A 23665-nucleotide genomic window follows, 5' to 3' on the forward strand; every position below is an offset into this window, starting at 1 on the left:
TTAAAAAACATCTTGAACCTATGAAAATAGGGTTTTACGACTATATAAAAAAATATTTTATCAATTTGGATTACCGCCCAATGGTAGCCTTAATGGTACTGTTTACTTTCTTATTTAACCAGGGCATGGCAAGCAGCTTTGCACAGACACCAAAAGAAAGCAGTTTGAGCATTAAAATAGCCGAAATGAGCATTCCAGATGCACTTTCGTTGCTCGAAGAAAAAGCAGGATTTTCAATCAACTACAATAAATCGATTTTCAGTAAAAATGGAAAAGTAAGCCTTGAAGCAAAAAACATGGCTCTTGAGCTTATCCTCAAAAAAATATTGTCGGGCACCAGAGTAGCATATAGGTTTGCCGATACCAATACCATATTGCTTTATAAATTACCCGATCCGGTAAAACCGGGCCGGATATCGGGAAAAATATTCGACGAAAAAGGTGAAACATTACCTGGTGCTTCCATCAAAATTATCGAAACAGGTAGAGCCACCCAAACGGCCAGCGACGGAAGTTATAGCATCAACGTAGAACCTGGTACCTATACGGTAGAAATCAGTTATATTTCTTATGCGACCCAACGCATCAGTGATGTAACGGTAAAGGCCGACAAAGCCACGCCTTTGGATATTTCTTTAAAACCCGATGCAAAGGGGCTTAAGGATGTTGTAGTAACCGCCACATATAAAAAAGCATCAGTTGAAGGCTTATTGGCCCGTCAGAAAAACGCCTCCGAAATCAGTAACGGGATTAGTGCCGAACAGATTTCGAGAACACCGGATAAGAATATCGGCGAAAGTTTAAAACGCATCAGCGGGGTGAGCTCAGTTGATAATAAACTGGTGCTGGTTCGTGGTATTGGCGAACGTTATAACACCGCACAGTTAGATGGTATTACTTTGCCAAGCACCGAAGCCCAAACCCGCAATTTTTCTTTTGATCTGATTCCTTCGAGCCTTGTTGATAATGTAGTGGTAAGCAAAACGGTTACCCCAGATATGAACAGCAGCTTTGGAGGTGGATTGATCCAGATTAACACCAAAGATATCCCAACAGAAAATTTCATGAGTTTTACTGCGGGTACTGCTTACAACGACCAAAGTACAGGTAAGGATTTTTTAAGCCACAAACGTGGCAAATATGATTATTTCGGTTTTGATGATGGAAGACGAAAATTTCCGACCGATTTACAGCATACCGAACCTACTGTGATGCCAAATAATAACCTTACATCTGAACAGTATGCACAAAAATTAATTGCCCAGAGCCAGAAGTTTACGAATGATAATTTTACGATGTATAAGTATAAAACTGCACCATCGCAAAACTATCAGTTTACCATGGGCAGATTGATCGGTATTGATAGCACAAATAACAAAAAACTTGGTTATACAGCATCTTTAAACTACCGCAACAACCAGAACATTAATATTGTTGAGCAACAAACCAGGAGCGAATGGAATGCTAATACCCCAAATACGGGTGCCAAATACATGTTTAACACCACTTTAGCAGCCATGTTAAATGTAGGTTTACAACTGGATAAAAACAGGTTTAGTTTCCGCAACACCTACACGCACATTTACAATAACGACCTGTTAAGAACGGTTGGTTACGATGCAAATGAGGGTTTTACTTTTTATACCAACGGACTAAAACCGAATGCCATTATCGAAACCGACGACCCTACCTATACAGATCTTTTACAAAATAAACTCAACGGGCAGCATCAGGTTGGCAAGGTTAAATTAGAATGGAACCTATCCAGAACATCAATAGACCGTAAAGAAAAGGATATGGGTATTACTACCCAGAACTTACAAAAGGTAGGTAACGATTACGAGTATTTTTACCAGGCAAGCGGGCAAAGGGAGGGAAATATCAAACCCACATCACGCCATAATTACAGCAATAATGAGCACCATTTTTCGTGGGGGGGAGATGCGAGCATGCCTTTTAAAACAGGGCCCTTAAATAACACCTTAAAAACCGGCTATTTTGGCATACAGAAGCAAGGATCGTTAAATTGGGAAATCGTTTCGCTGATTCAAAACGCTACAATTGCGGATAGTTTAAGAAATATCCCAATAGGCCAGATGATTGATCCGGCAAAAATTGGCAACAATGGCTACAATTACTTTATAAGCCCATATTATCTAAATGGCTATAAAGGAAAAAGTATTACCAATGCAGCTTATGTGATGCTCGATAACCGACTTGCTGAAAAGTTACGGTTGGTTTGGGGTGTTAGGGCCGAATATTATAAATATACCGAGCAACGCAATGATCTTAATATTAAGGGAACAAGCCTATTTTCGCTTCCTCCAGAAAATAAATGGCGATGGTTGCCATCGGCCAATCTTACCTACAGTCCTACCAAACAGATTAACCTGAGGGCAGCATTTTCAAATGCAGTAATCAGACCAGAGTTAATGGATAACAGTAAGTTTTTTAGATACGACCCAATGTTTGATGGATTGTTTGGCAATGAAGGTTTAGCCAGTACCCAAATTAAAAATTATGATTTTAAAGCAGAGTGGTTTCCGGGCCTTGGCGAAATTATTTCGGCAAGTGCATTCTATAAAAAGTTCGATAATCCCGTCGAAGTTACTTACAGTTTATCAAACGGCATTGGTTTTTATTATATCAAAAATTCTGATGAAGCGAAAGTCTATGGCTTAGAATTCGAACTGAGGAAAAATCTCGGCTTTATTTCCAACTATGCCCTGTTATCGCGCCTTACCCTTTACGGAAACCTTACCCTGCAAACAGCAGATGTTGTGGGCACCTACAAAACCAAAGGACCAGATGGAAATGATATAATGGTAAGCTCTAAAGCAAAAAGGAACATGTACGGACAAGCACCCTATCTTCTTAATGCTGGTTTGCAATATTTGGACGAACATTTTGGATTTAACATGTCTTACAATAAATCAGGCCGTAAAACCACACTTGTTAGTCCGGAACTTAACAACATTGAGTATGAAAACCCACGTGCACAGATTGATGCCCAGGTAAGTTATAAATTTTACAAAAACAAATTCGAAGTCAAAGTAAATGCAGGCAACCTGCTTAATAAAGCATCTATTATTTTCAAAAACACAGCCAGCTACGAAGCTAACCCGGATCATATCGCCGGCACTTCCGATTACAGTACCAGATTCCGCCTGAAGCCCGGTTTTACAAACAATTTAGATGATGGAGACCAGATTATGTTTTCGCAAAAATTTGGCCGAACCTACAGTACTTCCATTACCTATAATTTTTAAAGCTACCATGAAAAACAATATCAATAAGGTTACACTATTTAATCAGAGAGGAGGAACAAAGTTTCCTGCATAGCCATAAAAAAAACGAAAGGTTGTACCAAAACCCTTCGTTTAAACCGATCATTTCTAGAGGAACGGTCAATCCAGGATAAACCTGAAATATTTTAAAAATATACTGTTAGAAGCCAAGGGCAGCAAACAGAACTGCTTAGTTATCGATAAGAAATACTAAGATATAAAAAACATACTATTTAGTGATCTATAGGCCTTTATTTCTATAAAAAAAGAAGGAATTATCTGTCCTTAGCCCTAAATAGCCAAAAAATCAACCAAAAAAACATGGATCAAACCTATCAGATCCTATGAAAACAAAAAAACGAAAATGAAAAATTTCAAAAGCTTAATCGGTCTTTTATCAATTGTTGCCGTTTCTTTTACGGCTTGTAAGAAAAATGAAGGTGGTTCATCTGCATTTGGCAACCGCAGCACTTCAGCAGCAGATTATTCACAATCATCATTGCCAGTTGTGGCAGTTAGCGGAGACATTACCAGCTCTGTAACCTGGACAGCAGGAAACGTTTACGAATTAAGTGGCGTAGTAACCGTAAGAAATGGTGCTACATTAACCATCCAGCCAGGCACTTACATCAAATCATCAGTTAATACTACCGGTGTACAAAACGGTGTATTGGTTATCGCAAAAGATGGTACCATCAATGCAGTAGGTACAGCTAATGCTCCAATTGTATTTACCAGCCGTTACCTTTTAGATGGTGATGCAAGCACAACAGGTAAACCAGGCGATTTTGGTGGTGTGATCATTTTAGGTAATGCAAAAATCAACGTTGGTGATAAATTCATTGAAGGTTTGGCAGATGTAGGTAAATTCCACTACGGAGGTACTAATGATGAAGATAACCGCGGAACATTCCAATATGTGCGTATTGAGTATGCTGGTTACCTATTGTCTCCTAACGTTGAGGTTAACGGTTTAACTTTAGGTGGTGTGGGTAACGGTACTACTATCGATCACGTACAGGTTTCTTACGGTCTTGATGATGGATTCGAATTTTTCGGTGGTGCAGTTAGTCCAAGTAACTTAATTGCCTTAGCATCTGACGACGATCAATTTGATTTTGACAATGGTTTTACCGGTACATTGGTTGATGCAATTGCTATTGCCGACAAAAATGCAACACATAGCACAAGCGGCGGCGCAAGCGATTCTAACGGTATCGAATCTGATAATAATGCATCTGCAGAAGACCCTACTTTTAGCTTGATCCCTAAAACACATCCAACCTTAATCAACGTAAACATTTTTGGAACTGAAAACACTTCAGGTATTGCTGGTTTAGGCTATCGTAACGGTATGCGTCAACGTAGAGGATCTTCAGTTGATTTGATTAATGTAACTATATCTGGTTATCCTACAGGTATCGCATTTGATGCTGACGCTCCTGCTGGTTCATCAAACATTACAAGCACTTTAGTTCATGGTTTTGTTAATTCAGTGACTGTAGCTTCTGGTGCATTTATCGATGGTGGCGGCAATTCATTTGCAGTTGATGCAGCCCATGCAGATGCGTTTGGTTTTACCCAACCTTGGTATAACACTCCAGGCTCACCATCTACTTTAAGCTTACCTTCATGGTCAGCTGGATGGTCTAAAGTTGTATTTTAATTTTCTCTCTTGATTTAAAGAGGCTATACCCATGTGGGTATGGTCTCTTATTTATAAAAACCAAACAGGGCGTTAAGCCATAATTATTTCCCAAAATGAAACAAAAAATATTTACTATTTTCTTTTTAATCACCATTGCCACTATCATTTCCTGTTCTAAAGAGCGCATATTACAGCCAGAACCACCTAAAATTGTTCAATTATCAGTTACCGGTAGCACTACGGTAGATCTTGAATATCTGTATAAAGACAGTGTTGTGGCTACCACAAAGGCCGGTACCGGAGACATAAACATCAAAACTTTACTATCGGTAAAAAATCAGGATGCAAAGATGCAGGTGAGAAAAAAAGGCACTAATGAAATTTTGTTCAGCAAAGCAGTTCCTCCCTCTCCTTTTGATCAAAATGTTAATATTTTTTATGATGGGACCAAAATTTACGACAATGCAGTTTCTTTACTAATTAAAGGTTATGCTTTAACAGGTGAACTAGAGTTTTTATTGGATGGTAATATTATCCTATCTAAAAGCGGTGCGGTAAATAGCCGATCATCAATTTTGATAGATAAGGGGACTACAAGAGAAATCCAGGTAAGAAAAAAAGGTGAAACCAACATTTTATTAACAAAAACTATCGAATCTACAACACCCCAGCAAAGTATACAGTTCTTTTTTGATGGGATAAAAATAGCAGATAATGTAAAACTCGATCCCCCAAAAAACCCTTCCAATATGGTGATCAGCGCAAAATTTGAGACACGCTATGCTACCCAATTTAAAAACGTTGATGTGGATATTGTTTTCTATGCGAATAACCAAACCACAAAGGTGGCAACCAAAATTAATCCGGAAATCAGGTTTACCCTACCAAAAGACGGAAGTTTTAACACTATTGAGCTGCCTCCTTTACCGGGGACCAATTATATCTACAGTTTCGATATTTACGAAAAAGGCACAAACAATGTTCCGTATTCTAGTTTAACCACCCCATTAATTCCTGCGGGCTTTCCATTTAAGGCAAACGAAGGCCGTTTCGGCGTACTTAATTTTGAAGCGGGTAAGTCAAAGCTTTATGTAATCAGGGATAAGAACAATTTAATTACCACAACACCAAGAGGTACTTCATTATCGGGCGAACTAACAGACCTTTCTCAATACTTCCAGTAAAATCTTTAATCACCCTATAAAAATGGGGAAAAACCGGGCATTCTGCAATGGCTTTTCCCCATTGACGTTTATGACACAGTTTATTGAACACACCAACTGTATTTTAATAATAATGCACCTTCATTTTACAATTTAGCTTTTGGAGCGGCGATCGTCCTCGTTTGTAACGGGGATTGATGAGATGGGCGATTTTATCGCCATTAAGTTAAAAAACAACCACCCACTTTAACCTATTGATAACAATCATTTAACATTCAAAACGATTTAAATCAGTTAGTTATTCAGTTATTTGAAAGCGCAGATACATGATCTGCAACATCAATATCCAAACTGATTTTATGCCGTCTTTCTGTACTGTTATACCCTTTTTAGGGAACACCAATTTAAGTACCCCTCTTGCCATTGTTTTTATCGTTTGCTTGCTCGCCGTAGTCGGATTTGAGTTTGTAAACGGTTTCCATGATACGGCCAATGCAGTAGCTACTGTAATTTATACCAAAGCGTTAAAACCTGTTGTAGCCATCCCCTGGTCGGGATTTTGGAATTTCATGGGTGTATTTACCGGAGGAATAGCGGTAGCGATGGGTATTTTAAAACTCGTTCCGCTTGATGCTTTAATGGACCTTCCTGTTGGTGTTGGCGCTGCAATGGTTTTGGCCGTTTTACTGGCCTCTATTGCCTGGAATCTCGGCACCTGGTACCTGGGCATCCCCTGCTCAAGTTCGCATACCATGATCGGTGCCATGATTGGTGCAGGTTTGGCTTTTACCTGGTACTACGGTGGCCAGGGCGTAAACTGGGGCAAGGCCGAAGAAATCGGTTTATCGCTTATTTTATCCCCTATTATCGGTTTTGGTCTGGCCATGTTGCTGATGTATTTTTTAAAACATGTGGTTAAATACCATGCCCTTTTTCATATCCCAACAGGCGAGAACGACCGTCCGCCCTTATTGATCAGGGGTTTACTGATTACCACCTGTACCCTGGTGAGCTTTTTCCACGGCAGCAACGATGGACAGAAAGGTGTGGGTTTATTGATGCTTATCCTCATTGCTTTTCTACCTGCAAAATTTGCCGTGAACCACCATATCCCCAATGATAAAGTATTGTTCCAACTTAACCAAACTGAACAATTGTTACAAAAAACAGCAAAACTTAATCAGGGTAAAATACTCGATATTACTGCTCTTGTAAAGAAAATAGACCAAGCGAAATTCCACCTTTCCCTCAAAAACGAAACCGACAAGAAAAACACTTATCTTTTCCGTAAGCAGATTGAAGACGTTATTGCTGCTATAAAAACAGTAAGGGAAGATAAAACATTGGTAATTAACACAACCGACGATCAACTCCTTCATGATAATGCTTCCGAGTTATCGAAACTGGTAGAATTTGCACCACTTTGGGTAATTCTTGTCATTTCGATTTCACTCGGACTGGGTACCATGATCGGCTGGAAACGCATAGCGGTTACCATTGGCGAAAAAATCGGTAACGAGCATTTAAATTATGCCCAGGGCGCTACTTCAGAAATTGTGGCAGCTTCTACCATTGGCCTGAGCACCGCTTTTGGCTTGCCGGTAAGTACCACACACGTATTATCGAGCGGTATAGCCGGTGCAATGGTGGCCTCTGGCGGACGAAAAAACCTGAATAATAACACGCTTAAAAATATTGGATTGGCCTGGGTACTTACCTTGCCGGTATCGATTGTATTGGCTATTTTGTTATTCATGCTTTTTCACCTGTTTATTTAACAGTTTTAAAATATTATTCTCCAAAAAATGAAACAGATACTTGTAGCAACGGATTTTTCAAGAAGTGCCGGAAATGCCCTCTCCTATGCGCTGGCCATGGCAAAAACGCTGAAAATGGAAGTTGTGGCCATTCACGCCATCCATCCTACCGAAGGTATAAATAACAGTACCTACAATGCCATTTTTATTGAATCTTATTACGGAAATAAAAGAGCTGCTTTAAAAGAATGGGCCGAAAACATCCGCGAAAGGGAAAACCTTAAAGATGTAAAGCTCCAAACAATATGTGATGTTGGTTTTTTAAAAACAGTAATTACCAAACACACCGAAACCAATCCGGTAGAGCTGTTGGTAATGGGCATTACAGGTGCCACGGGGATCAGCGGAATTGTAGGCAGCAACGCCAGCATGGCGGTTACCAAAATGCGGATCCCAACATTAATTGTTCCTTTGGAGAGCAGTTTTACCAACTACCCGATTATTACGCTGGCCACAGATTACGAAACTGTATTATCTCCAAAAGATATTACCGCCCTTAGCGAACTGTTAAAAGCATCCGGAACGAGGAAAATGCAGGTGCTTTATGTGGCCGAAAAATCGGATGAAGTACATATTCAGACGGGAGAAAAAAGGATCAGGGATCTTTTACCAGATACCGAGATCGAATTTAACTATATTATGGACAGCAGTGCCCCAAATGGCATTATGGATTTCATTAAAAGTAACCATACCGATATCCTTTGCCTGGTTAAACACCATCACAATATTATTTACCGCTTATTTACCAGCAGCACGGTTAATCAGGTAATGAACAAAACGGTGAAGGCTATTTTGGTATTGCACGAATAGAAGGTTTGAATGACCAAAAATCAATTTTCAATGAGCAATTAGCGAGCGCCACTAAAACATTACATCCTTTTTCGGCACACTCTCATCGATCAGTTTGTCATCCTGAATGCAATGAAGGATCTTTAAGGATGGAAAATGTAAGGGGAATGATGGAATAAATCACCAATAATCAGTTATCGAGCACCACTAAAACATTACATACTTTTCGGCACACTCCCATCGATCATTTGTCATCCTGAATGCAATGAAGGATCTTTATAGATGGAAAATGTACGATGGATAATGAAATGAATCACAAATAATCAATTTTCAATTAGCGAGCGCCATTAGAACATTACATCCTTTTTCGGCACACTCCCATCGATCAGTTTGTCATCCTGAATGCAATAAAGGATCTTTAAGGATGGAAAATGTAAGAGGGATGATGGAAATGAATCACCAATAATCATTTTTCAATGAGCAATTAGCGAGCGCTATTAAAACTTTATATTCTCCCCTCGCCGCATCCCATCGATCAATTTGTCATCCTGAATGCAATGAAGGATCTTTATAATGAAAAGGATTAAATAGATCTCTCCTTTTCGCTTTGCTCCGGTCGAGATGACAACTTTTCTAATGAAATCCCTAGCTTGTAAATTTTTAAATAAAATCTTAATGTCCTTAATTTCTTAATGGTCAAAACGATTAAGAACCAACAAATTACAATGACTAAATGGTAACTACAGCTTCAACAATTTAACTATGAATACATAGGCAATTTTCAGTTCCTAACAAACCAATGAATAATGAACCAACTACTTCCTTACCTTCTTATAAAGCCTCTCGATTTTTTTAGCATCTTTTTTAAAGGTTTCGATATAATCCTCTATTTCCTTTTTAGATAAGGTTTCTACCTTCGCCTTAACATCATCCTTAAAACGGCCTACTGCAAGCAGCTGGTTTTCATTATCGCGAAATTTCACATTAGGAAAAAGTTCTGTGATGTGGCGCTTATTCCTTTCCCTGATCTCGCTCAGTTTAGTAAAGGATTTTGGATGTTTGTCGCTGTTAATGTCTGTAAGTGAATCATAATAGTCGTAATCGCCGATATAATTGATAAGATTTAGGGTAACAATGTTCGGATCCATATTGTACATTTGTTTCAGTTAAATATAGGATTTTGTGTTCAGAATACAAGAAGTAACAGCATTTTTATAAGATAATTGGAGTTAATAATATGAAATTAGCAATGTCTATTATTGGGTGGTCAGGAGTGGTATTTTGCACCCTCGGATACCTTTTATTAAGTATGAAATTAATCCGCGCAGATTCAATCTCCTTCCAGGCACTTAATATTATGGGTGGATTATGCCTCGCAGTTACTGCCCTTGATACCCAAGATCTTCCCAATGCAGCAGCAAATGTACTCTGGATGTCTATCGGTTTATTCGCTTTAAGCCGTCAGTTTAGTAAACGGGAGCAGAAACAACCTTAACTGGAGGTATGCAAAGGGTATCGTAGGCTTTTTGCTTATAATAGTCTAAACGTTCCGAATAAGCTTTTTTATCACTTTCCATCGAAAGATAAAAATAAACCCCATCAACCATTACAAAAATAAAATCTGCAGCAACCTGTGGGTTATCTACATTTGTAATGCATTGTGCATTGCATTGTTCGATCAACAGCGCAAGTCTATTGCGCAACGAATCCAGAATTAACTTATATTTTAGCTTGATTTTTTTTTCCCTGAATGCCAAAGCATAAAAAGTATAAAATAAACCGTCATCAAAAAGCAGGTTCCATTTTTTAGAAAACAACATTTCTATAGTTTTCTGTAAGTCATCCAGACTTGCTTGTCCTTTATGTTTGATGGTATAAATCAATAAATATCGGTCTAGTATGTGGTCGATCAATTCGTAAGTGAGTCCTTCCTTGGTTTCAAAATAATGAATAATAAGGCTTGGGTTAATATCCATCACCTTGGCAATCTTGGCAATAGATGTATTTTCATAACCCTCTTTTTTGGCTACCTGATAAAATACTTTAATAATCTCCAGTCGTCTGGTCTCTTTTAGGCTTTTGCGTCCCATTATGCAGTTAATTTAATTGAGCAAACTACTCAAAAATAGCTTGATTCTGCAAATCTATTTTATTAATAGATTGAATGAACGTTCAATTAATATATTAATTGAATCTTAACTTAACCTTAATATGATATGTTCAATTTAGCACCGTTGAAAAGCACCTGTCATTCCAAAACAAACAACTAAATATTAAGTAAAATGAAAAAAAAGCTTCTATGGATGTTCAACCTTCTGATCCTATCCGCTAGCGCATTTGCTCAGGGGATTACCATTAAAGGAATGGTCTCTGATGCAAAGATGGGAGAAACACTACCAGCGGTAAACAAAGGGCTATCTTAAGAACAGGCCAAATGGAAACCAAACTGAACAAAGTTCCCGATAATAACTCCAAAAAAACATTTAAAATTTTAACAAACGAATTAGCTTTTATGAAAAAAAGATTTACTTACCCATCTTTGTTTTGCCTGAAGAAGAGTTTATGGGTAACCTGTTTACTTATCGTTATTTTCAATTCTGCCTTTTCTATCCCCAAATCGAATGATAAGATTATTTTAAAGCCTTCGCAGCAGAAAAAAACAGCAGAAAACGCCAGGGTTATTAAAGGCCATGTTACTGATGAGAAGAAAATGGGCATTCCCGGAATATCAGTATTGATAAAAGGAACCAATACAGGTACAGTTACTAACCAGGAAGGCGATTTTTCAATCAAGGCTGACGATGGCGATGTACTTGTTTTTAGTAGCATTGGATATGTGAACAAAGAAATTAAAGTTGATCATTCCGATACGTACCAGATCGTAATGACCGAGGATGCAAAAGCATTATCTGAGGTGGTAGTTACCGCTTTAGGTGTTAAAAAAGAACGGTCAAAACTTGGCTATGTGGCGCAAACGGTGCAAGGCGAAAATTTAGTGAAGGCAAGAGAGGCAAACATTATCAGTTCGCTTACCGGAAGGGTTGCCGGCCTAAACATTAACAATTCTACTGATTTGTTTCAGGAACCAACTATTTCATTAAGGGGAAGAAAGCCACTTATTGTTATTGATGGCATACCAGACCAATCTGCAGATCTTTTTCGTGTAAATGCAGATGATGTCGAATCGGTAACCGTATTAAAAGGTGCCAATGCATCTGCACTATATGGCTCTATCGGACAAAATGGTGCAATTATGATTACCACAAAACGTGGCAAGGGGAATAATCTTAGCATTGATGTAAATAGTTCTACGCAAATACAGCCAAGTTTTATCAGGATTCCGCAAGTACAAACAGAGTATGGTGCAGGTTATAAGGGAAAATATACCTATGTTGATGGTTCAGGAGGAGGACCAGAAGGCTCTGGATGGATTTGGGGGCCAAAACTCGATCAGCCCGATGCCACTACGCCAAGTGGTTTTTTTGAAACGCCTCAATTTAATAGCCCAAGAGACCCGGTTACCGGAAAATTAGTTCCGCTTCCATTCCTTTCGAGGGGAAAAAACAATGTAGAAGACTTTTTTCAAACCGGACTAATTTCAAGTAATAACATTAGCATTACCCAAAGTTCAGAGAAAGGTTCCTTCCGGGCTTCAGCTTCGCATATTTATCAAAAAGGAATTGTGCCGAATACCGATTTAAACAATAGTTCCTTTAATGTTTCTGGTAATTATAAACTTTCAGATGCATTTACAATCGATGCAAGATTGAACTACAACCGCCAGTTTACCAAGAACTTTCCAGAAACAGGATACGGACCAACCAACTACCTTTACAATTTAGTTTTATGGACAGGGGCCGATGTAAGTGTGCAGGATTTAAAAGACTATTGGGTGCCGGGCAAAGAGGGCATTCAACAACGAAATTATAATGTCTCTTACTACAATAACCCATATTTCCAGGCTTATGAATATTTGCGCGGTTATGATAAAGACAACACCTATGGTTCATTAAACCTAAATTATAAAATCAGTCCGGCTTTTAGTGTTCAGTTTAGAAATGGACTAAACGCTTATGGCCTAAACCGGACCTATAAGGAACCAATGAGTTATATTGGCTATGGTAATAAATCCAGAGGACAGTTTACCGTTGCTACCCAAAACTACATTGATTTGGTTACTGATTTAATTGGAGACTACAACCATACTTTCAGTGATAAGTTTAAGCTACATGCGCAGGTTGGTGCTTCTAACTATTATAGAAATAACAAATACGGTTCTACAAATACTGATGGATTAAGCATTCCGGGTTTTTATAACCTTAGTAATTCTGCAAATCCTCTTCAGGGCAGTAATGCTGTTGAAGAAAGAAGAACAAGCAGCGTTTATGCAATTTTAGATCTGGAATTTTTAAATGCAATTTATTTAACTGCTACTGGCAGAAACGACGTCATTTCTACACTTCCAACGAATAATAACAGCTTCTTCTACCCTTCAATAGGCTCATCTGTCGTTGTTTCCCAGTTAACTAAACTGCCAGACTGGTTTAGCTATTTAAAAGCACGCGGTTCCTGGTCAAGAGTTTCAAGCGGTACACTTGGTGATGATACTTATACCTATGGTTATCTTCCGGCATTTGATAAAGGAACGAGCTGGAACAGTACTCCCGCGCTAACTTTTGGCCGTTTGCTTAAACAGGCTAACCTTACCCCACAAACCTCAGACAGTTGGGAGGTAGGTTTGGATACCAAGTTTTTTAAGAACAGATTAAGTGTTGAAGCCACTTATTACCAGACAAGCGACTTTAACAATATCGCTTCTCCGGATATCTCTATAACAAGCGGTTATGGTAGCCAGTTGGTTAACGGGAACGTTTATCAGCGTAAGGGAATGGAGTTTGTGGTTAATGGAACCTTGTTAAAAAGCAATGATTTTCAATGGGATATGGCCATAAATTTAAGCAAGTACCGCAGGTATTTAAAAGAAATTTATGGGGGTGCCGAAACATTGGGCAATCTGCACATGGGTGATAGGACAGACAGGACCTATGGTTCGGTTTATCAGACCAACAGCCAGGGGCAGATTATTTACGGAAGCAACGGTTTTCCATTAAATGATAATTTTTCAAGGTTTATTGGAAACGAAGCTCCAGACTGGACTTACGGTATCGAAAATACTTTTAATTATAAGAGCTTCACACTAAAGTTTCTGGTTGATGGACGACTTGGCGGATTGATGTACTCTACAACCAACCAGAAAATGTGGTGGGGTGGTACACATCCGGGTACAGTTAACCAATACCGCATTGATGCCAATGCAGGGAAAGCAACTTTTGTTGGTGAAGGTGTTGTGGTTACCAGCGGAGCAGCTACCTATGATGCCAAAGGTAATATTACAAGCGATACCCGTGTTTTCGCCCCAAATGCCAAAGCCGTAAACTATATCGATTATATGATCGAGACCAGTAATGCTGCCTACAATAACTACAACTATTTTTCGCAAACCTTCCTGAAACTAAGAGAAGTAACATTAGGATGGCAGGTGCCAGCCAAGCTGCTGGGCAAATCATTTGTTAAAGGTTTAGATTTTTCAGTAGTTGGCCGTAATCTTTTATTGTTCTCAAAAATGCCAAATATTGATCCTGATCCTGCAAAGGATAACCTCCAAACGCCTTCGACCCGTTCATTTGGTTTTAACGTTAACCTTAAATTCTAATCTGAATGTATATGAAAAAGACATTATATATTGTATTATTTGCAGCGATTGCACAAATGGGCTGCAAAAAATTTAGCGAGTTCCAGGTAGATCCGAACAAAACTACTACTGCGACACCCGATCTATTATTGAATGCCATTGAGCAAAAAGCCTTCCAGTCAACTAATCTTGATGTAGCGCTTGCTTCCCGTCAAATGATAAATACAGATGAAATTACCTTAAACCAATACTATGGTTGGAACCGGGGCAGCTATGCTACTTATGATACCCTGCGCCAGGTCGTGAAGATGGAACAAGCTGCCATAAACACAAACAAACCTCAGTATTTGCCACTTGTGAAGTTTTTTAAGGCCTGGAATTTTTTACAATTAACCCAGACTTTCGGCGATATTCCTTACAGTGAGGCTTTAAAAGCCGAACAAGGTATTGTTGCGCCAAAATATGACAAGCAGGAAGACATTTACTTAAATATTTTAAATGAGCTTAAATCTGCCAACGGAATGATTGACGGAAATACCGCAAATTTACAGGGAGACATTGTGTTCGGCGGGAATATACAACAGTGGAAACGCGCAATCAATTCACTTTCCTTAAGGGTATTAATCAGTTTATCGGTTAAGGAAAACGACTCCAAATTTGAAATCAAGAAACGTTTTGCCGAAATTGTAAACAATCCAACGGATTATCCACTGTTTACCGGAAACGCGGACAATGCGCAGCTTAAATTTTACGATCTCCAGGGAAACCGCTATCCATATTTCAATAGTAACAGTATGCAAACCGCATATTATATGGATGAAACTTTTATCAATTTGTTAAAATCGCTTCAGGATTCCCGTTTATTCCGCTTTGCCGATAAAGCACCAAAATTCGCATCGCTTGCCGCAACAGATTTTAAGGCTTACGGCGGGGGAAATGGTAGCGCACCAAAAGATGAGAATACGGCCCGTACGCTTGCGGGAGAAGTTTCTAAAATCAACCCGCGTTATTATAATAGCCCGGCAAATGAAGCAAGTATAGCATTGGGTTATGCTGAGCAACAGTTTATTCTTGCGGAAGGCGTTGTAAGGGGATGGATTTCAGGAAGCGCAAATGAGTACTATCAAAAGGGCATCAGGGCATCTATGCAGTTTTATACTATCGACGAGACCACTATCAATGCCTATCTGGCGCAGGCAACAGTGCAGTTAAATGCTAATGCAAATCCTCTGGAGAACATTATTACCCAAAAATACATCGCATCTTTCATGAACAGCGGCTGGCAGCCATTTTTTGAGCAGAGAAGAACTGGTTTTCCTGTTTTTGATACTACAGGAGCCGGTGTGTTAAATAACAAACGCATTCCAAAACGTTGGATGTATCCGGAATCTGAATTACGATTGAATCAGCAAAATGTTAGTGGGGCAATAGCAAGACAGTATCCCGAAGGTGACGACATTAATGGGGTAATGTGGTTATTGAAACCATAAAACAGACCATAATAGCACCGCCAATTTTGTCGGTGCTGTTTATTTAACCGCAATTCCTAATTTCTACAAAACATAAAATGATTAAAAAAATTCTTTTCCTCTTCCTGATTTTGGTTTCAGTAAATGGCTGGGCGCAGAAAATAAAAACTAAAAAAGTGGTGTATGTTATCGCCGACGGCATTCCGGCTGATGTGCTCGAACGCTTAGAGCTGCCAAATTTTAAACGGATTATTCAAGCCGGATCGTATTCCCGCATGCATGTGGGTGGCGATAAGGGTACTTACAATGAAACACCGACTATCTCTGCCGTAGGCTACAATAGCTTGTTAACAGGCACCTGGGTTAATAAACACAATGTGCCTGATAATGCAATCAAAGCACCTAACTACAATTACCAGCACATCTTTAGACTTTTTAAAAGCCAATATCCAAAAAAGACGACCGGCATATTCTCGAGCTGGACAGACAACAGGACAAAACTATTGGGCGATGGACTAAGTGAAACAGGTAATTTTAAACCGGATTATGTTGCAGATGGTTTTGAACTGGATACACTACGCTTTAAGCACGATAAAAAGGCCGATTATATGCATCTAATTGATGAGGAAGTGGTTAAGCAGGCTGCTGAAACGATTCAGACTAAAGCGCCAGATCTTAACTGGGTTTACCTGGAATACACGGATGATATGGGGCACCAGTTTGGAGACAGCCCTCAGTTTTATAAAGCTGTAGGCATGCTCGACAAACAAATGGGTAAAATCTTCGATGCGATCAGCTACCGTCAGGCTAAATTTAATGAAGACTGGTTAATGGTGATTACCACCGACCACGGAAGAGATGAGCAAACCGGTCGCGCACACGGCGGGCAATCTGAGCGTCAACGTTCTACCTGGATGGTGAGCAATTATAAAAACCTGAATACTTATGCCCATTATTTCGATCTTGGTATTGTCGATATCATGCCCTCAGTTGCACGTCACCTGAATTTAAAACTTCCCCGGAACGCAGAACAGGAGGCAGATGGAACGCCGTTTATTGGCCCTGTATCTATCACAGCTTTAAAAGCCAATTATGTTCAAAACCATTTAGACATTAGCTGGAAAGCACTGGAAAAGACGGGAAAAGTAAAAATTTGGCTGGCAACCACCAACGCGTTTAAAACAGGAGGAAAAGATGAATATCATTTATTGGGCGAGGTTGACGTTAATCAGCAACATTATTTGGCAGATCTTAAAAACTACCCATCCTCTTTCTATAAACTCGTAGTTGAAGCACCAGATAACATGCTCAACAAATGGATAAATGTTAAATAACTAGATTTATTCTAATAACTTTTGCAAGCCCAATAGCTGATCGTTTAGGATCGGATATTGGGCTTTTTTAATTACTTATTGCACTTATCATTTTCGCTATAAGCTGTTTCAACCTGGTATTCCGAATTAAATAATTGAAAGAAATAATACCCAATATAGCGCAGCTTAATCCGGCTAGTACATCAAGCGTATAGTGATGACTGGTATAAACGGCCGAAAACCAGATGCCGAGCATTACCGTAAAAAAGAAAATATTAATTTTTCCCAAACGGTTTTTTAAACCATAATATACAACAATAACGGGATAAGATGAGTGCAACGATGGCATGGCCGCAAATACATTAGAACCTTTGCTATATATCCCATGAAAAAGCGTAATGTTAAAATAATGGTCAAAACGCGCCAATCCGGCAGTATTGCCAGCTGTTTTAGCTATAAACTCAAAGCCATGCTCCTGCACATACCAGGGCGGTGCTGCCGGGAAAGCATAATATACCACAAAACCCAACAGGTTGACCCAAACAAAAGTGAGCGAGAACAGCACAAATTGTTCTTTATTCTTAAAGAAAAGATAAGTTGCGAATGCCAGCGGGACAGGCACCCACATCAAATAGAAAACCCCTGTTAATACATCTAAAAATGCAGTACTGTTTATCTTCCAGTACTCGTTAGGCGTAAGTATTAAGCCATGGTAGTTAATGCCGAACATTTTTTTTTCCAGCTCATATAAATCTTCAATATGCACTTGGTTAAAAAGATAGTTCGGGAAAGCTTTCATGTAATCAAAAAGGATCCAGTAAACAATGAAGATTGAAAAGCCGAGGATAAACTGCCGGGTTCCTTTTGAGATAAAGAACAAAGTATTAAAAATAAAAATCAGCACCAGCTGATCGGTTTTAAAGCCGACCAGTAGTACTGATAACAACAGATATCCAACAGATACAGCAACTGTCAGATAAATATTCCGAAGATTATAAAAACTATTTTTAAGCAATACTTCTTGCTGCATATTATTTTTTATCAAAATTAGATTTAAAAATATGGTCCCAAAAAGTCCAGCTTACTCCATAACCTTTGGTCGAATCGGAATAGTGGTGAAGCATGTGGTGTTGCTTTAGCTGTTTCCAGAAACCACTTTTAAAATTAGCATGATGAAGTGCGTAATGCACCATGTCGTAAAAGAGATAACCGATCATAAAACCTGAGAAAAATGGATAAACTATTGTATCTGGTAACAACCAATCGAAAAGAAAGTAAAAACCCAATGCCATCGGGATACTGGCTGAAGGCGGCATGACCAATCTTTTGGCATCATTGGGGTAATCGTGATGTACTCCATGAAAAATAAAATGGATTTTTTTGCCCCATTCTACATCTGGTTCGAAATGAAAAACATAGCGGTGCAGGATGTATTCAGTGATAGTCCAGATGGCTAAGCCCAACAAAAACCAGCCAGCAAAGGTTAAAACCGGCATCTGTATTTCTGCCAGTGCTTTCCAAAAAAGAAAACCGATAACAGGTACATATACCACCAAAGGCACGTAAAATTGCACTTTTGAAAGGCTTTCTAAAAAGTCGTTTTTAAACATCCTGATGGATGATTTCGAATTTGAAACAAAATTCTTTTTCATTTGGTAATATTTTTTAACTGGTCTTCGACTCCGTTTGTATGCAATCGTCATCCTGAACTTGTTTCAGGATCTTTTCCTCAAACCACTTGTCATTCTGAACGCAGTGAAGAATCTCTAACCTATAAAACACAGAACCCATAAATTAACTTTAAAGATTCTTCCTTGCATTTAGCATAACAAATAAGGCCGTTCAAACTAACATTTGCGACTTACGAAAAGCCTTATTCAACACCTTATATGTTCTTAGGTGGCTCAAGTGGTCAAGTTAAACAGCTCATTTTATGACCACCTTAGTCACCTGAATTCACCTTAGTTTTATACGTAGCGCCTTTCTAAATGAGCCTTAAAGATTCTTCGTTTCACTCAGAATGACAGAACGATATAGATTTTAATAAAAGGGTCGTCATTGCGAGGCACGAAGCAATCTTACAACGATCGCTATAACCCATAGTTTAAGATTGCTTCATCGGCTGAAAAAGCTTTCTTATAATGACGGATTTTTGTCATTCTGAACGTAGTGAAGAATCTCTAACCTGTAAAATACAGAACCTAACCTTAAAGATTCTTCGTTTCACTCAGAATGACAATCAACGCCACCCGCAACACGCCCTTCGCTACACCTTAATCCTTTCAACTAACACCTTTGAAGGCTCTGAAGCATCAAAACCTTTTATTTCTACATATTTTACATTCGGAAACCAGAATGTACCGCCTTCAATCCGAAGGAAGATTCGCTCCAACTGCATTTTTTTATTGTTAATGGTAGCAAAAACATGGTATTTTTTGTCTGCGCCCGATTTATTCAGATACATAGGCAGTTTTTTATGTGAGGTAAACCGCAGTTCGAACTGTCCGTTACCCAGATTTTTGCTGATAATGCCATAGGCAAATTTCCGTTGGATATAACTCAGTTCTTTCTTCTCGCCATTATCCCCATAACGCATCCAGAATACATTTACAGGTTGATCTTTATTCACTACTCCATGTTTGTCTATATTTAACTGGCAGATTATGGTATTGGTATTCGGATCGCGCTGTAGGTAAAAAAGTTGGTTGCTGATGTCTTTAGGCGTTGGAAAAGTAATTGGCGAAGGGTCGCTTCCCTGGGCATTTGCATTAAAAGAAAGCAGACCACCTAAACTCGTCATCAAAACCAGTCCCGCAATTAATGCTGCCCTGTTATTTCCTTTTCTTTCATTAAACTCCTGCGCCTCGAGACCTTTTTTGGCTTCCTGCAGCCGTTTTACAGCGGTGATATTGGTCAATAAAGCCATTATGGTAATCGGCAAGGTAAAAATCGACATCGTTTCAAAAACATGGAAGGATATGCCCGGCACATAAATTTTATAATCGCCACCAATAAAGTGCCCGGCGATACCACAGGCAATGGCAAAAACACCGATGGTGACCACGCGTTCCGGCCTTTGCATTAAACCACCTTTACACTCCACACCTAATCCCTCTGCCCTTGCACGGGTATAACTCACCATCATCGAACCGATGAGCGCAATAAAAGCAAATAGCGAACTTAAAAAATAATGATGTGCCACCAGGTAATAACAAATCCCTAAAAACATAATCATTTCGCTATAGCGATCCAGCACCGAATCGTACAAAGCACCAAATTTCGAACTCATGTTCCCTAAACGGGCCACCTGACCATCAAGCATATCGAATAAACCTGCAAAAAGCACCAATGCACCTCCCCAACCGATGTACGACATATCGCCACGGTTTGATTTTTCAGCACCCAGCACGAAAATTACGGCCACCCCGATATTCAGGATCAAACCAATTGTGGTGACGGCATTTGGCGTTAAGCCAATCTTAATCAAGCCCCGAACAAAAGGATTAATCACTTTATAAATGCCCTGTTGCAGGCTGTCCCTTAATTTCTTTTCCATAGCTTTTTTCTTAAAAATCAAATTTTACCCTTGCCCTTATTCCCCATTCTGAAACCTCCGGATGGTTGAGGTAATTGAAGCGTTTTACCAGATCGACCCTTAACAGTTTGAAGATATTACCTACTCCAACACTTCCTTCCATATAGGGGTCGTTGCCCAATGCATAAGTCCGCTGTGCACCATTTTCGTAAACAGGAAGCTGATATAAACCAGATTGAAAATTTGGATTGTTTTCGTTCCTCAAACCACCATATAAAGCTTTAAATGATACTACTTCTCTTAATTTCAAGCGTTTAAGCAAAGGCACTTTGTTAAAAAAGAAACCGTTAAAATTATGGTCGATATTGATGCTTACGTAATGATCACTCACAAACTCAAGAAAGTTCATCAGGTTGTATGAATTAAGCTGATAAGCATAAGTTTGGTTGGCCCGGTGTATATCCAATAAAGGGAAAGGGACTTTTCCGGCAATATAACTGCCCTCTACCGTTACATCACTATAGCCCAGTTGTGATAAATAAAAACGTTTATCAATGCTTCCCAATAGGTTATGATAATTGTATTCGCCACCCAAAACACCTTTTAAACCAGCGGTATAACGTAAATTAAATACCGGATAGCGGTCGGCAATCGGCACACGGTATATTTTTCCCTGGTAAAATTTCTCATTCGGGGCGTATCTTAACTGTAGCGAAACCTCACTAGTGGTTAACCTGTTTACCAATTGATTATTTGAATTTAAATAATTCAATCCGCCAGCTGGTGTCTGGCTCCATTTTTTAAAGCCCAGGTTATAAGAAAAGTGGTTTTCGAACTCTTTAACATAATCCAGGCGATAAAAATCGTTATAGAGCAACATATCATTTACCCCCCTTTTAAAGGAAAGTAAAAAGTTATCTTCCTGCACAAACTGAAGCTCTTGTCCGGGGATTTTGGTATCGCGCTGAAAACTGGCCCTGATGTAGTTTTGAGGAAACTCGTAGATCGATTTATTGTTTAGCGAATAAGTTCCGGAAAGAAAAAACTTCCATTTCTCATCTTTAATGCCGTAGGCTAAGTAATTTTCGAAATAATAACGTTTGCTAAGTTCAGGTGTTGTTCGTCCTCCAAACCGCAGTCTTAAACCCTCTACATTGTTAAAGCTATAAAACGTATTTACCGGACCAATTTCGTAAGGACCAAGATTCTGATAACCTGCAAATAAAAGGGTTACGATTTTCATCGTGCGTTTAAAAGATGGCAGATTCTGCAGGGTATCAATATTGCCATAAATCTTCAACTGATTTTTTGAAATGGTATCCAGTCTGTTTTTCTCCCAAAATTTATCATCTTTTTTGCCTGCATCGGCCAGCACAACAGTGCTTTTCCCTTGAAAAACGGAATCAGGTAACACCGTATCGAACTGATAATTTTTGAAGGTCACAGTACGTTCGCCGGTAAAGCCTATTCCTTTGGTTTTGCCAATACCGAAATCGGCCAATAGATTGCTTTTGCTTAAGCTGTATTTGCCTTTATCGTTGGCTTCAAAATCAAGATCGACTTTGAGTGCACGTACAAAGTTGAGGTTAATGTTTTTGTTTACGCCAAATGAAGCGCCGGTAACAGCATAATGACTATCATTGGTTACATAAATTTTCCCCTCGAATAACATATCATTTGTATTGCGGGGAGTAAAAGACAGTTCAATAACCTCTGGTTTTTGATTTTTTAGCGTATCAGTGATAAAAAACTTATAGAAAGCAGGTGCACCATCTGCAATCGGGCTTAAAAACTCGTTACTGATCACCGAAATATTGTTTTTATAGATATCGATATCCTGATACATCCTATCGAAATAAGTTTTCATTCCTTTATTATCGATGTACCTGCTATCGAAGTTTACCTGCTTTTCGGCAATAACAATAGTTTTATTCTTTTCAGGTTCTTTACTGAGGTAATGATCGGCAAGTTTTTCCTGAATATATACAGGTAACAGGTTTTTTCCGCCAATTAAGGTAGAATCCTGTTCCTGAAATAGAAACTGGTAATTCCTGAACATTCTTTTGCTCTTAAACTTCTCCGAAACATTGCTTAAGGAAAACAACATCTTCTCATACTCCCTGAAAGATGCCGTATTATAACTCTTAATGCGATTTTCATCTTTATGGGCAATTACCTGGCGGATCAGCTCAACTGCAGGATTATCTTTATTGCGGTACTTCACCTTTTTACCGCCCACAATAACCACTTCATCCAAAGCCCTTGCATCGGGTACTAAGGCCACGTCAAATTCCTGCGTAGCAGAAGGCACAATATTTTTAAAAACGGTTCGGTAGCCCACGTAGTTGAAACTGATTTCGCTTTGTGGATTAGGCGAAACGAGTGTATATCTTCCATTTACATCGGTCTGTGTACCAATTTGGGTATCTTTAAAGAAAACGGAAACATTGGGCAGCGTTTCTTTGGTTACGGCATCTCGCACGGTTCCAGAAACCACAGTTCTTTGGGCAAAAACATTTACCTGCAAAATAAAACTTGGGATCAGGAATAAAAAAAATGAATAAATCGCTTTCATTTAACTTGTAAAAATAAACTGCCTTTGCATGATATAATTGTAGCTGATGCCGGTTAAAACCGAGCTTAGCACTTTAGCGAGTACGTAATTGAGATTAAAAAAATGGGTAAAAATAAACACCCCGGTGGTAACGATGGCCAGATTGCCGGCCCATACCAAAATATACCTGAACACCTGCCACTTCACCTCCTTCGACCGGCTTTGAAAAACCCATTTGCGGTTAACATAAAAATTAACCATACCACCCGAAACGGTGCCGATGATGCTTGCTGCCAGATACCACAATCCGAAAAGGTTTACTGCAATGATGGTGATACCAAAATCAGTTGCAGAAGCCATTAAGGATGATGCCTGTGCTTTTAGGTAGGTAAGCATGT

General features: G+C 39.1%; 17 protein-coding genes. 10 read left to right on the plus strand and 7 right to left on the minus strand.

Annotated features, from left to right (window positions below):
• The first annotated feature begins 20 nt into the window (after positions 1–20).
• The 5 genes from ACUN24_RS23140 (at position 21) to ACUN24_RS23160 (ending at position 8725) form a co-directional block, all read left to right on the plus strand.
• Positions 21–3269, plus strand: coding sequence for a TonB-dependent receptor domain-containing protein (locus tag ACUN24_RS23140; protein WP_445564663.1), 3249 nt, complete (start codon positions 21–23; stop codon positions 3267–3269).
• 382 nt (positions 3270–3651) lie between these two features.
• Positions 3652–4953, plus strand: a complete 1302-nt coding sequence (locus ACUN24_RS23145; protein WP_445564664.1) for a hypothetical protein — start codon at positions 3652–3654, stop codon at positions 4951–4953.
• A 95-nt stretch (positions 4954–5048) separates the two neighbouring features.
• Complete coding sequence (locus ACUN24_RS23150) at positions 5049–6119, plus strand: hypothetical protein (RefSeq protein ID WP_445564665.1); 1071 nt, start codon at positions 5049–5051, stop codon at positions 6117–6119.
• 305 nt (positions 6120–6424) lie between these two features.
• The gene (locus ACUN24_RS23155; protein WP_445564666.1) at positions 6425–7876 is read left to right on the plus strand and encodes an inorganic phosphate transporter; all 1452 of its coding nucleotides are present in this window, start codon (positions 6425–6427) and stop codon (positions 7874–7876) included.
• 27 nt (positions 7877–7903) lie between these two features.
• Positions 7904–8725 carry a universal stress protein gene (locus tag ACUN24_RS23160; RefSeq protein ID WP_445564667.1) on the plus strand — a complete coding sequence of 274 codons (822 nt, stop codon included), beginning with the start codon at positions 7904–7906 and terminating at the stop codon, positions 8723–8725.
• A gap of 794 nt (positions 8726–9519) precedes the next feature.
• On the opposite strand, the gene ACUN24_RS23165 is transcribed toward ACUN24_RS23160, so the two are convergent.
• The gene (locus ACUN24_RS23165) at positions 9520–9852 is read right to left on the minus strand and encodes a hypothetical protein (RefSeq protein WP_145315342.1); all 333 of its coding nucleotides are present in this window, start codon (positions 9850–9852) and stop codon (positions 9520–9522) included.
• A gap of 101 nt (positions 9853–9953) precedes the next feature.
• On the opposite strand from ACUN24_RS23165, the gene ACUN24_RS23170 reads away from it, so the two are divergent.
• A complete protein-coding gene (locus tag ACUN24_RS23170; RefSeq protein WP_445565156.1) occupies positions 9954–10199 on the plus strand; it encodes a CBU_0592 family membrane protein in 246 nt (81 codons plus the stop codon).
• Here the strand turns inward: ACUN24_RS23170 and ACUN24_RS23175 are convergent.
• A complete protein-coding gene (locus tag ACUN24_RS23175; protein ID WP_445564668.1) occupies positions 10171–10794 on the minus strand; it encodes a TetR family transcriptional regulator in 624 nt (207 codons plus the stop codon). The two genes, ACUN24_RS23170 and ACUN24_RS23175, sit on opposite strands and share 29 nt — an antisense overlap.
• Positions 10795–10986: 192 nt before the next feature.
• Here ACUN24_RS23175 and ACUN24_RS23180 point away from each other — a divergent pair, with 192 nt between their 5' ends.
• From ACUN24_RS23180 to ACUN24_RS23195, 4 genes are all read left to right on the plus strand, one after another.
• Positions 10987–11127 carry a hypothetical protein gene (locus tag ACUN24_RS23180; RefSeq protein ID WP_445564669.1) on the plus strand — a complete coding sequence of 47 codons (141 nt, stop codon included), beginning with the start codon at positions 10987–10989 and terminating at the stop codon, positions 11125–11127.
• 89 nt (positions 11128–11216) lie between these two features.
• Complete coding sequence (locus ACUN24_RS23185) at positions 11217–14417, plus strand: SusC/RagA family TonB-linked outer membrane protein (RefSeq protein ID WP_445564670.1); 3201 nt, start codon at positions 11217–11219, stop codon at positions 14415–14417.
• A gap of 11 nt (positions 14418–14428) precedes the next feature.
• On the plus strand, positions 14429–15886 hold the full coding sequence (locus ACUN24_RS23190) for a SusD/RagB family nutrient-binding outer membrane lipoprotein (protein WP_445564671.1): 1458 nt from the start codon (positions 14429–14431) through the stop codon (positions 15884–15886).
• 77 nt (positions 15887–15963) lie between these two features.
• Positions 15964–17199: an alkaline phosphatase family protein gene (locus ACUN24_RS23195; RefSeq protein ID WP_445564672.1), complete on the plus strand. Its 1236-nt coding sequence runs from the start codon at positions 15964–15966 to the stop codon at positions 17197–17199.
• Positions 17200–17266: 67 nt separating this feature from the next.
• On the opposite strand, the gene ACUN24_RS23200 is transcribed toward ACUN24_RS23195, so the two are convergent.
• From ACUN24_RS23200 to ACUN24_RS23220, 5 genes are all read right to left on the minus strand, one after another.
• Positions 17267–18208, minus strand: a complete 942-nt coding sequence (locus tag ACUN24_RS23200) for a phosphatase PAP2 family protein (protein ID WP_445564673.1) — start codon at positions 18206–18208, stop codon at positions 17267–17269.
• Position 18209: 1 nt separating this feature from the next.
• Positions 18210–18830 (minus strand): sterol desaturase family protein, encoded by a 621-nt coding sequence (locus tag ACUN24_RS23205; RefSeq protein ID WP_445564674.1) that lies wholly within the window; start codon positions 18828–18830, stop codon positions 18210–18212.
• Positions 18831–19444: 614 nt separating this feature from the next.
• The gene (locus ACUN24_RS23210) at positions 19445–20734 is read right to left on the minus strand and encodes a DUF4833 domain-containing protein (protein WP_445564675.1); all 1290 of its coding nucleotides are present in this window, start codon (positions 20732–20734) and stop codon (positions 19445–19447) included.
• 10 nt (positions 20735–20744) lie between these two features.
• The gene (locus ACUN24_RS23215; protein ID WP_445564676.1) at positions 20745–23288 is read right to left on the minus strand and encodes a DUF5686 family protein; all 2544 of its coding nucleotides are present in this window, start codon (positions 23286–23288) and stop codon (positions 20745–20747) included.
• Positions 23289–23663, minus strand: coding sequence for a GtrA family protein (locus ACUN24_RS23220; RefSeq protein ID WP_445564677.1), 375 nt, complete (start codon positions 23661–23663; stop codon positions 23289–23291).
• Between the last annotated feature and the right edge of the window lie 2 nt (positions 23664–23665).

It is taken from the genome of Pedobacter sp. WC2501 (assembly GCF_052682415.1).

Coding starts and splice junctions, on each gene's coding strand:
- ACUN24_RS23140 (WP_445564663.1), top strand. CDS start 21: ATGAAAATAGGGTTTTACGACTATATAAAAAAATATTTTATCAATTTG.
- ACUN24_RS23145 (WP_445564664.1), top strand. CDS start 3,652: ATGAAAAATTTCAAAAGCTTAATCGGTCTTTTATCAATTGTTGCCGTT.
- ACUN24_RS23150 (WP_445564665.1), top strand. CDS start 5,049: ATGAAACAAAAAATATTTACTATTTTCTTTTTAATCACCATTGCCACT.
- ACUN24_RS23155 (WP_445564666.1), top strand. CDS start 6,425: ATGATCTGCAACATCAATATCCAAACTGATTTTATGCCGTCTTTCTGT.
- ACUN24_RS23160 (WP_445564667.1), top strand. CDS start 7,904: ATGAAACAGATACTTGTAGCAACGGATTTTTCAAGAAGTGCCGGAAAT.
- ACUN24_RS23165 (WP_145315342.1), bottom strand. CDS start 9,852: ATGGATCCGAACATTGTTACCCTAAATCTTATCAATTATATCGGCGAT.
- ACUN24_RS23170 (WP_445565156.1), top strand. CDS start 9,954: ATGTCTATTATTGGGTGGTCAGGAGTGGTATTTTGCACCCTCGGATAC.
- ACUN24_RS23175 (WP_445564668.1), bottom strand. CDS start 10,794: ATGGGACGCAAAAGCCTAAAAGAGACCAGACGACTGGAGATTATTAAA.
- ACUN24_RS23180 (WP_445564669.1), top strand. CDS start 10,987: ATGAAAAAAAAGCTTCTATGGATGTTCAACCTTCTGATCCTATCCGCT.
- ACUN24_RS23185 (WP_445564670.1), top strand. CDS start 11,217: ATGAAAAAAAGATTTACTTACCCATCTTTGTTTTGCCTGAAGAAGAGT.
- ACUN24_RS23190 (WP_445564671.1), top strand. CDS start 14,429: ATGAAAAAGACATTATATATTGTATTATTTGCAGCGATTGCACAAATG.
- ACUN24_RS23195 (WP_445564672.1), top strand. CDS start 15,964: ATGATTAAAAAAATTCTTTTCCTCTTCCTGATTTTGGTTTCAGTAAAT.
- ACUN24_RS23200 (WP_445564673.1), bottom strand. CDS start 18,208: ATGCAGCAAGAAGTATTGCTTAAAAATAGTTTTTATAATCTTCGGAAT.
- ACUN24_RS23205 (WP_445564674.1), bottom strand. CDS start 18,830: ATGAAAAAGAATTTTGTTTCAAATTCGAAATCATCCATCAGGATGTTT.
- ACUN24_RS23210 (WP_445564675.1), bottom strand. CDS start 20,734: ATGGAAAAGAAATTAAGGGACAGCCTGCAACAGGGCATTTATAAAGTG.
- ACUN24_RS23215 (WP_445564676.1), bottom strand. CDS start 23,288: ATGAAAGCGATTTATTCATTTTTTTTATTCCTGATCCCAAGTTTTATT.
- ACUN24_RS23220 (WP_445564677.1), bottom strand. CDS start 23,663: ATGCTTACCTACCTAAAAGCACAGGCATCATCCTTAATGGCTTCTGCA.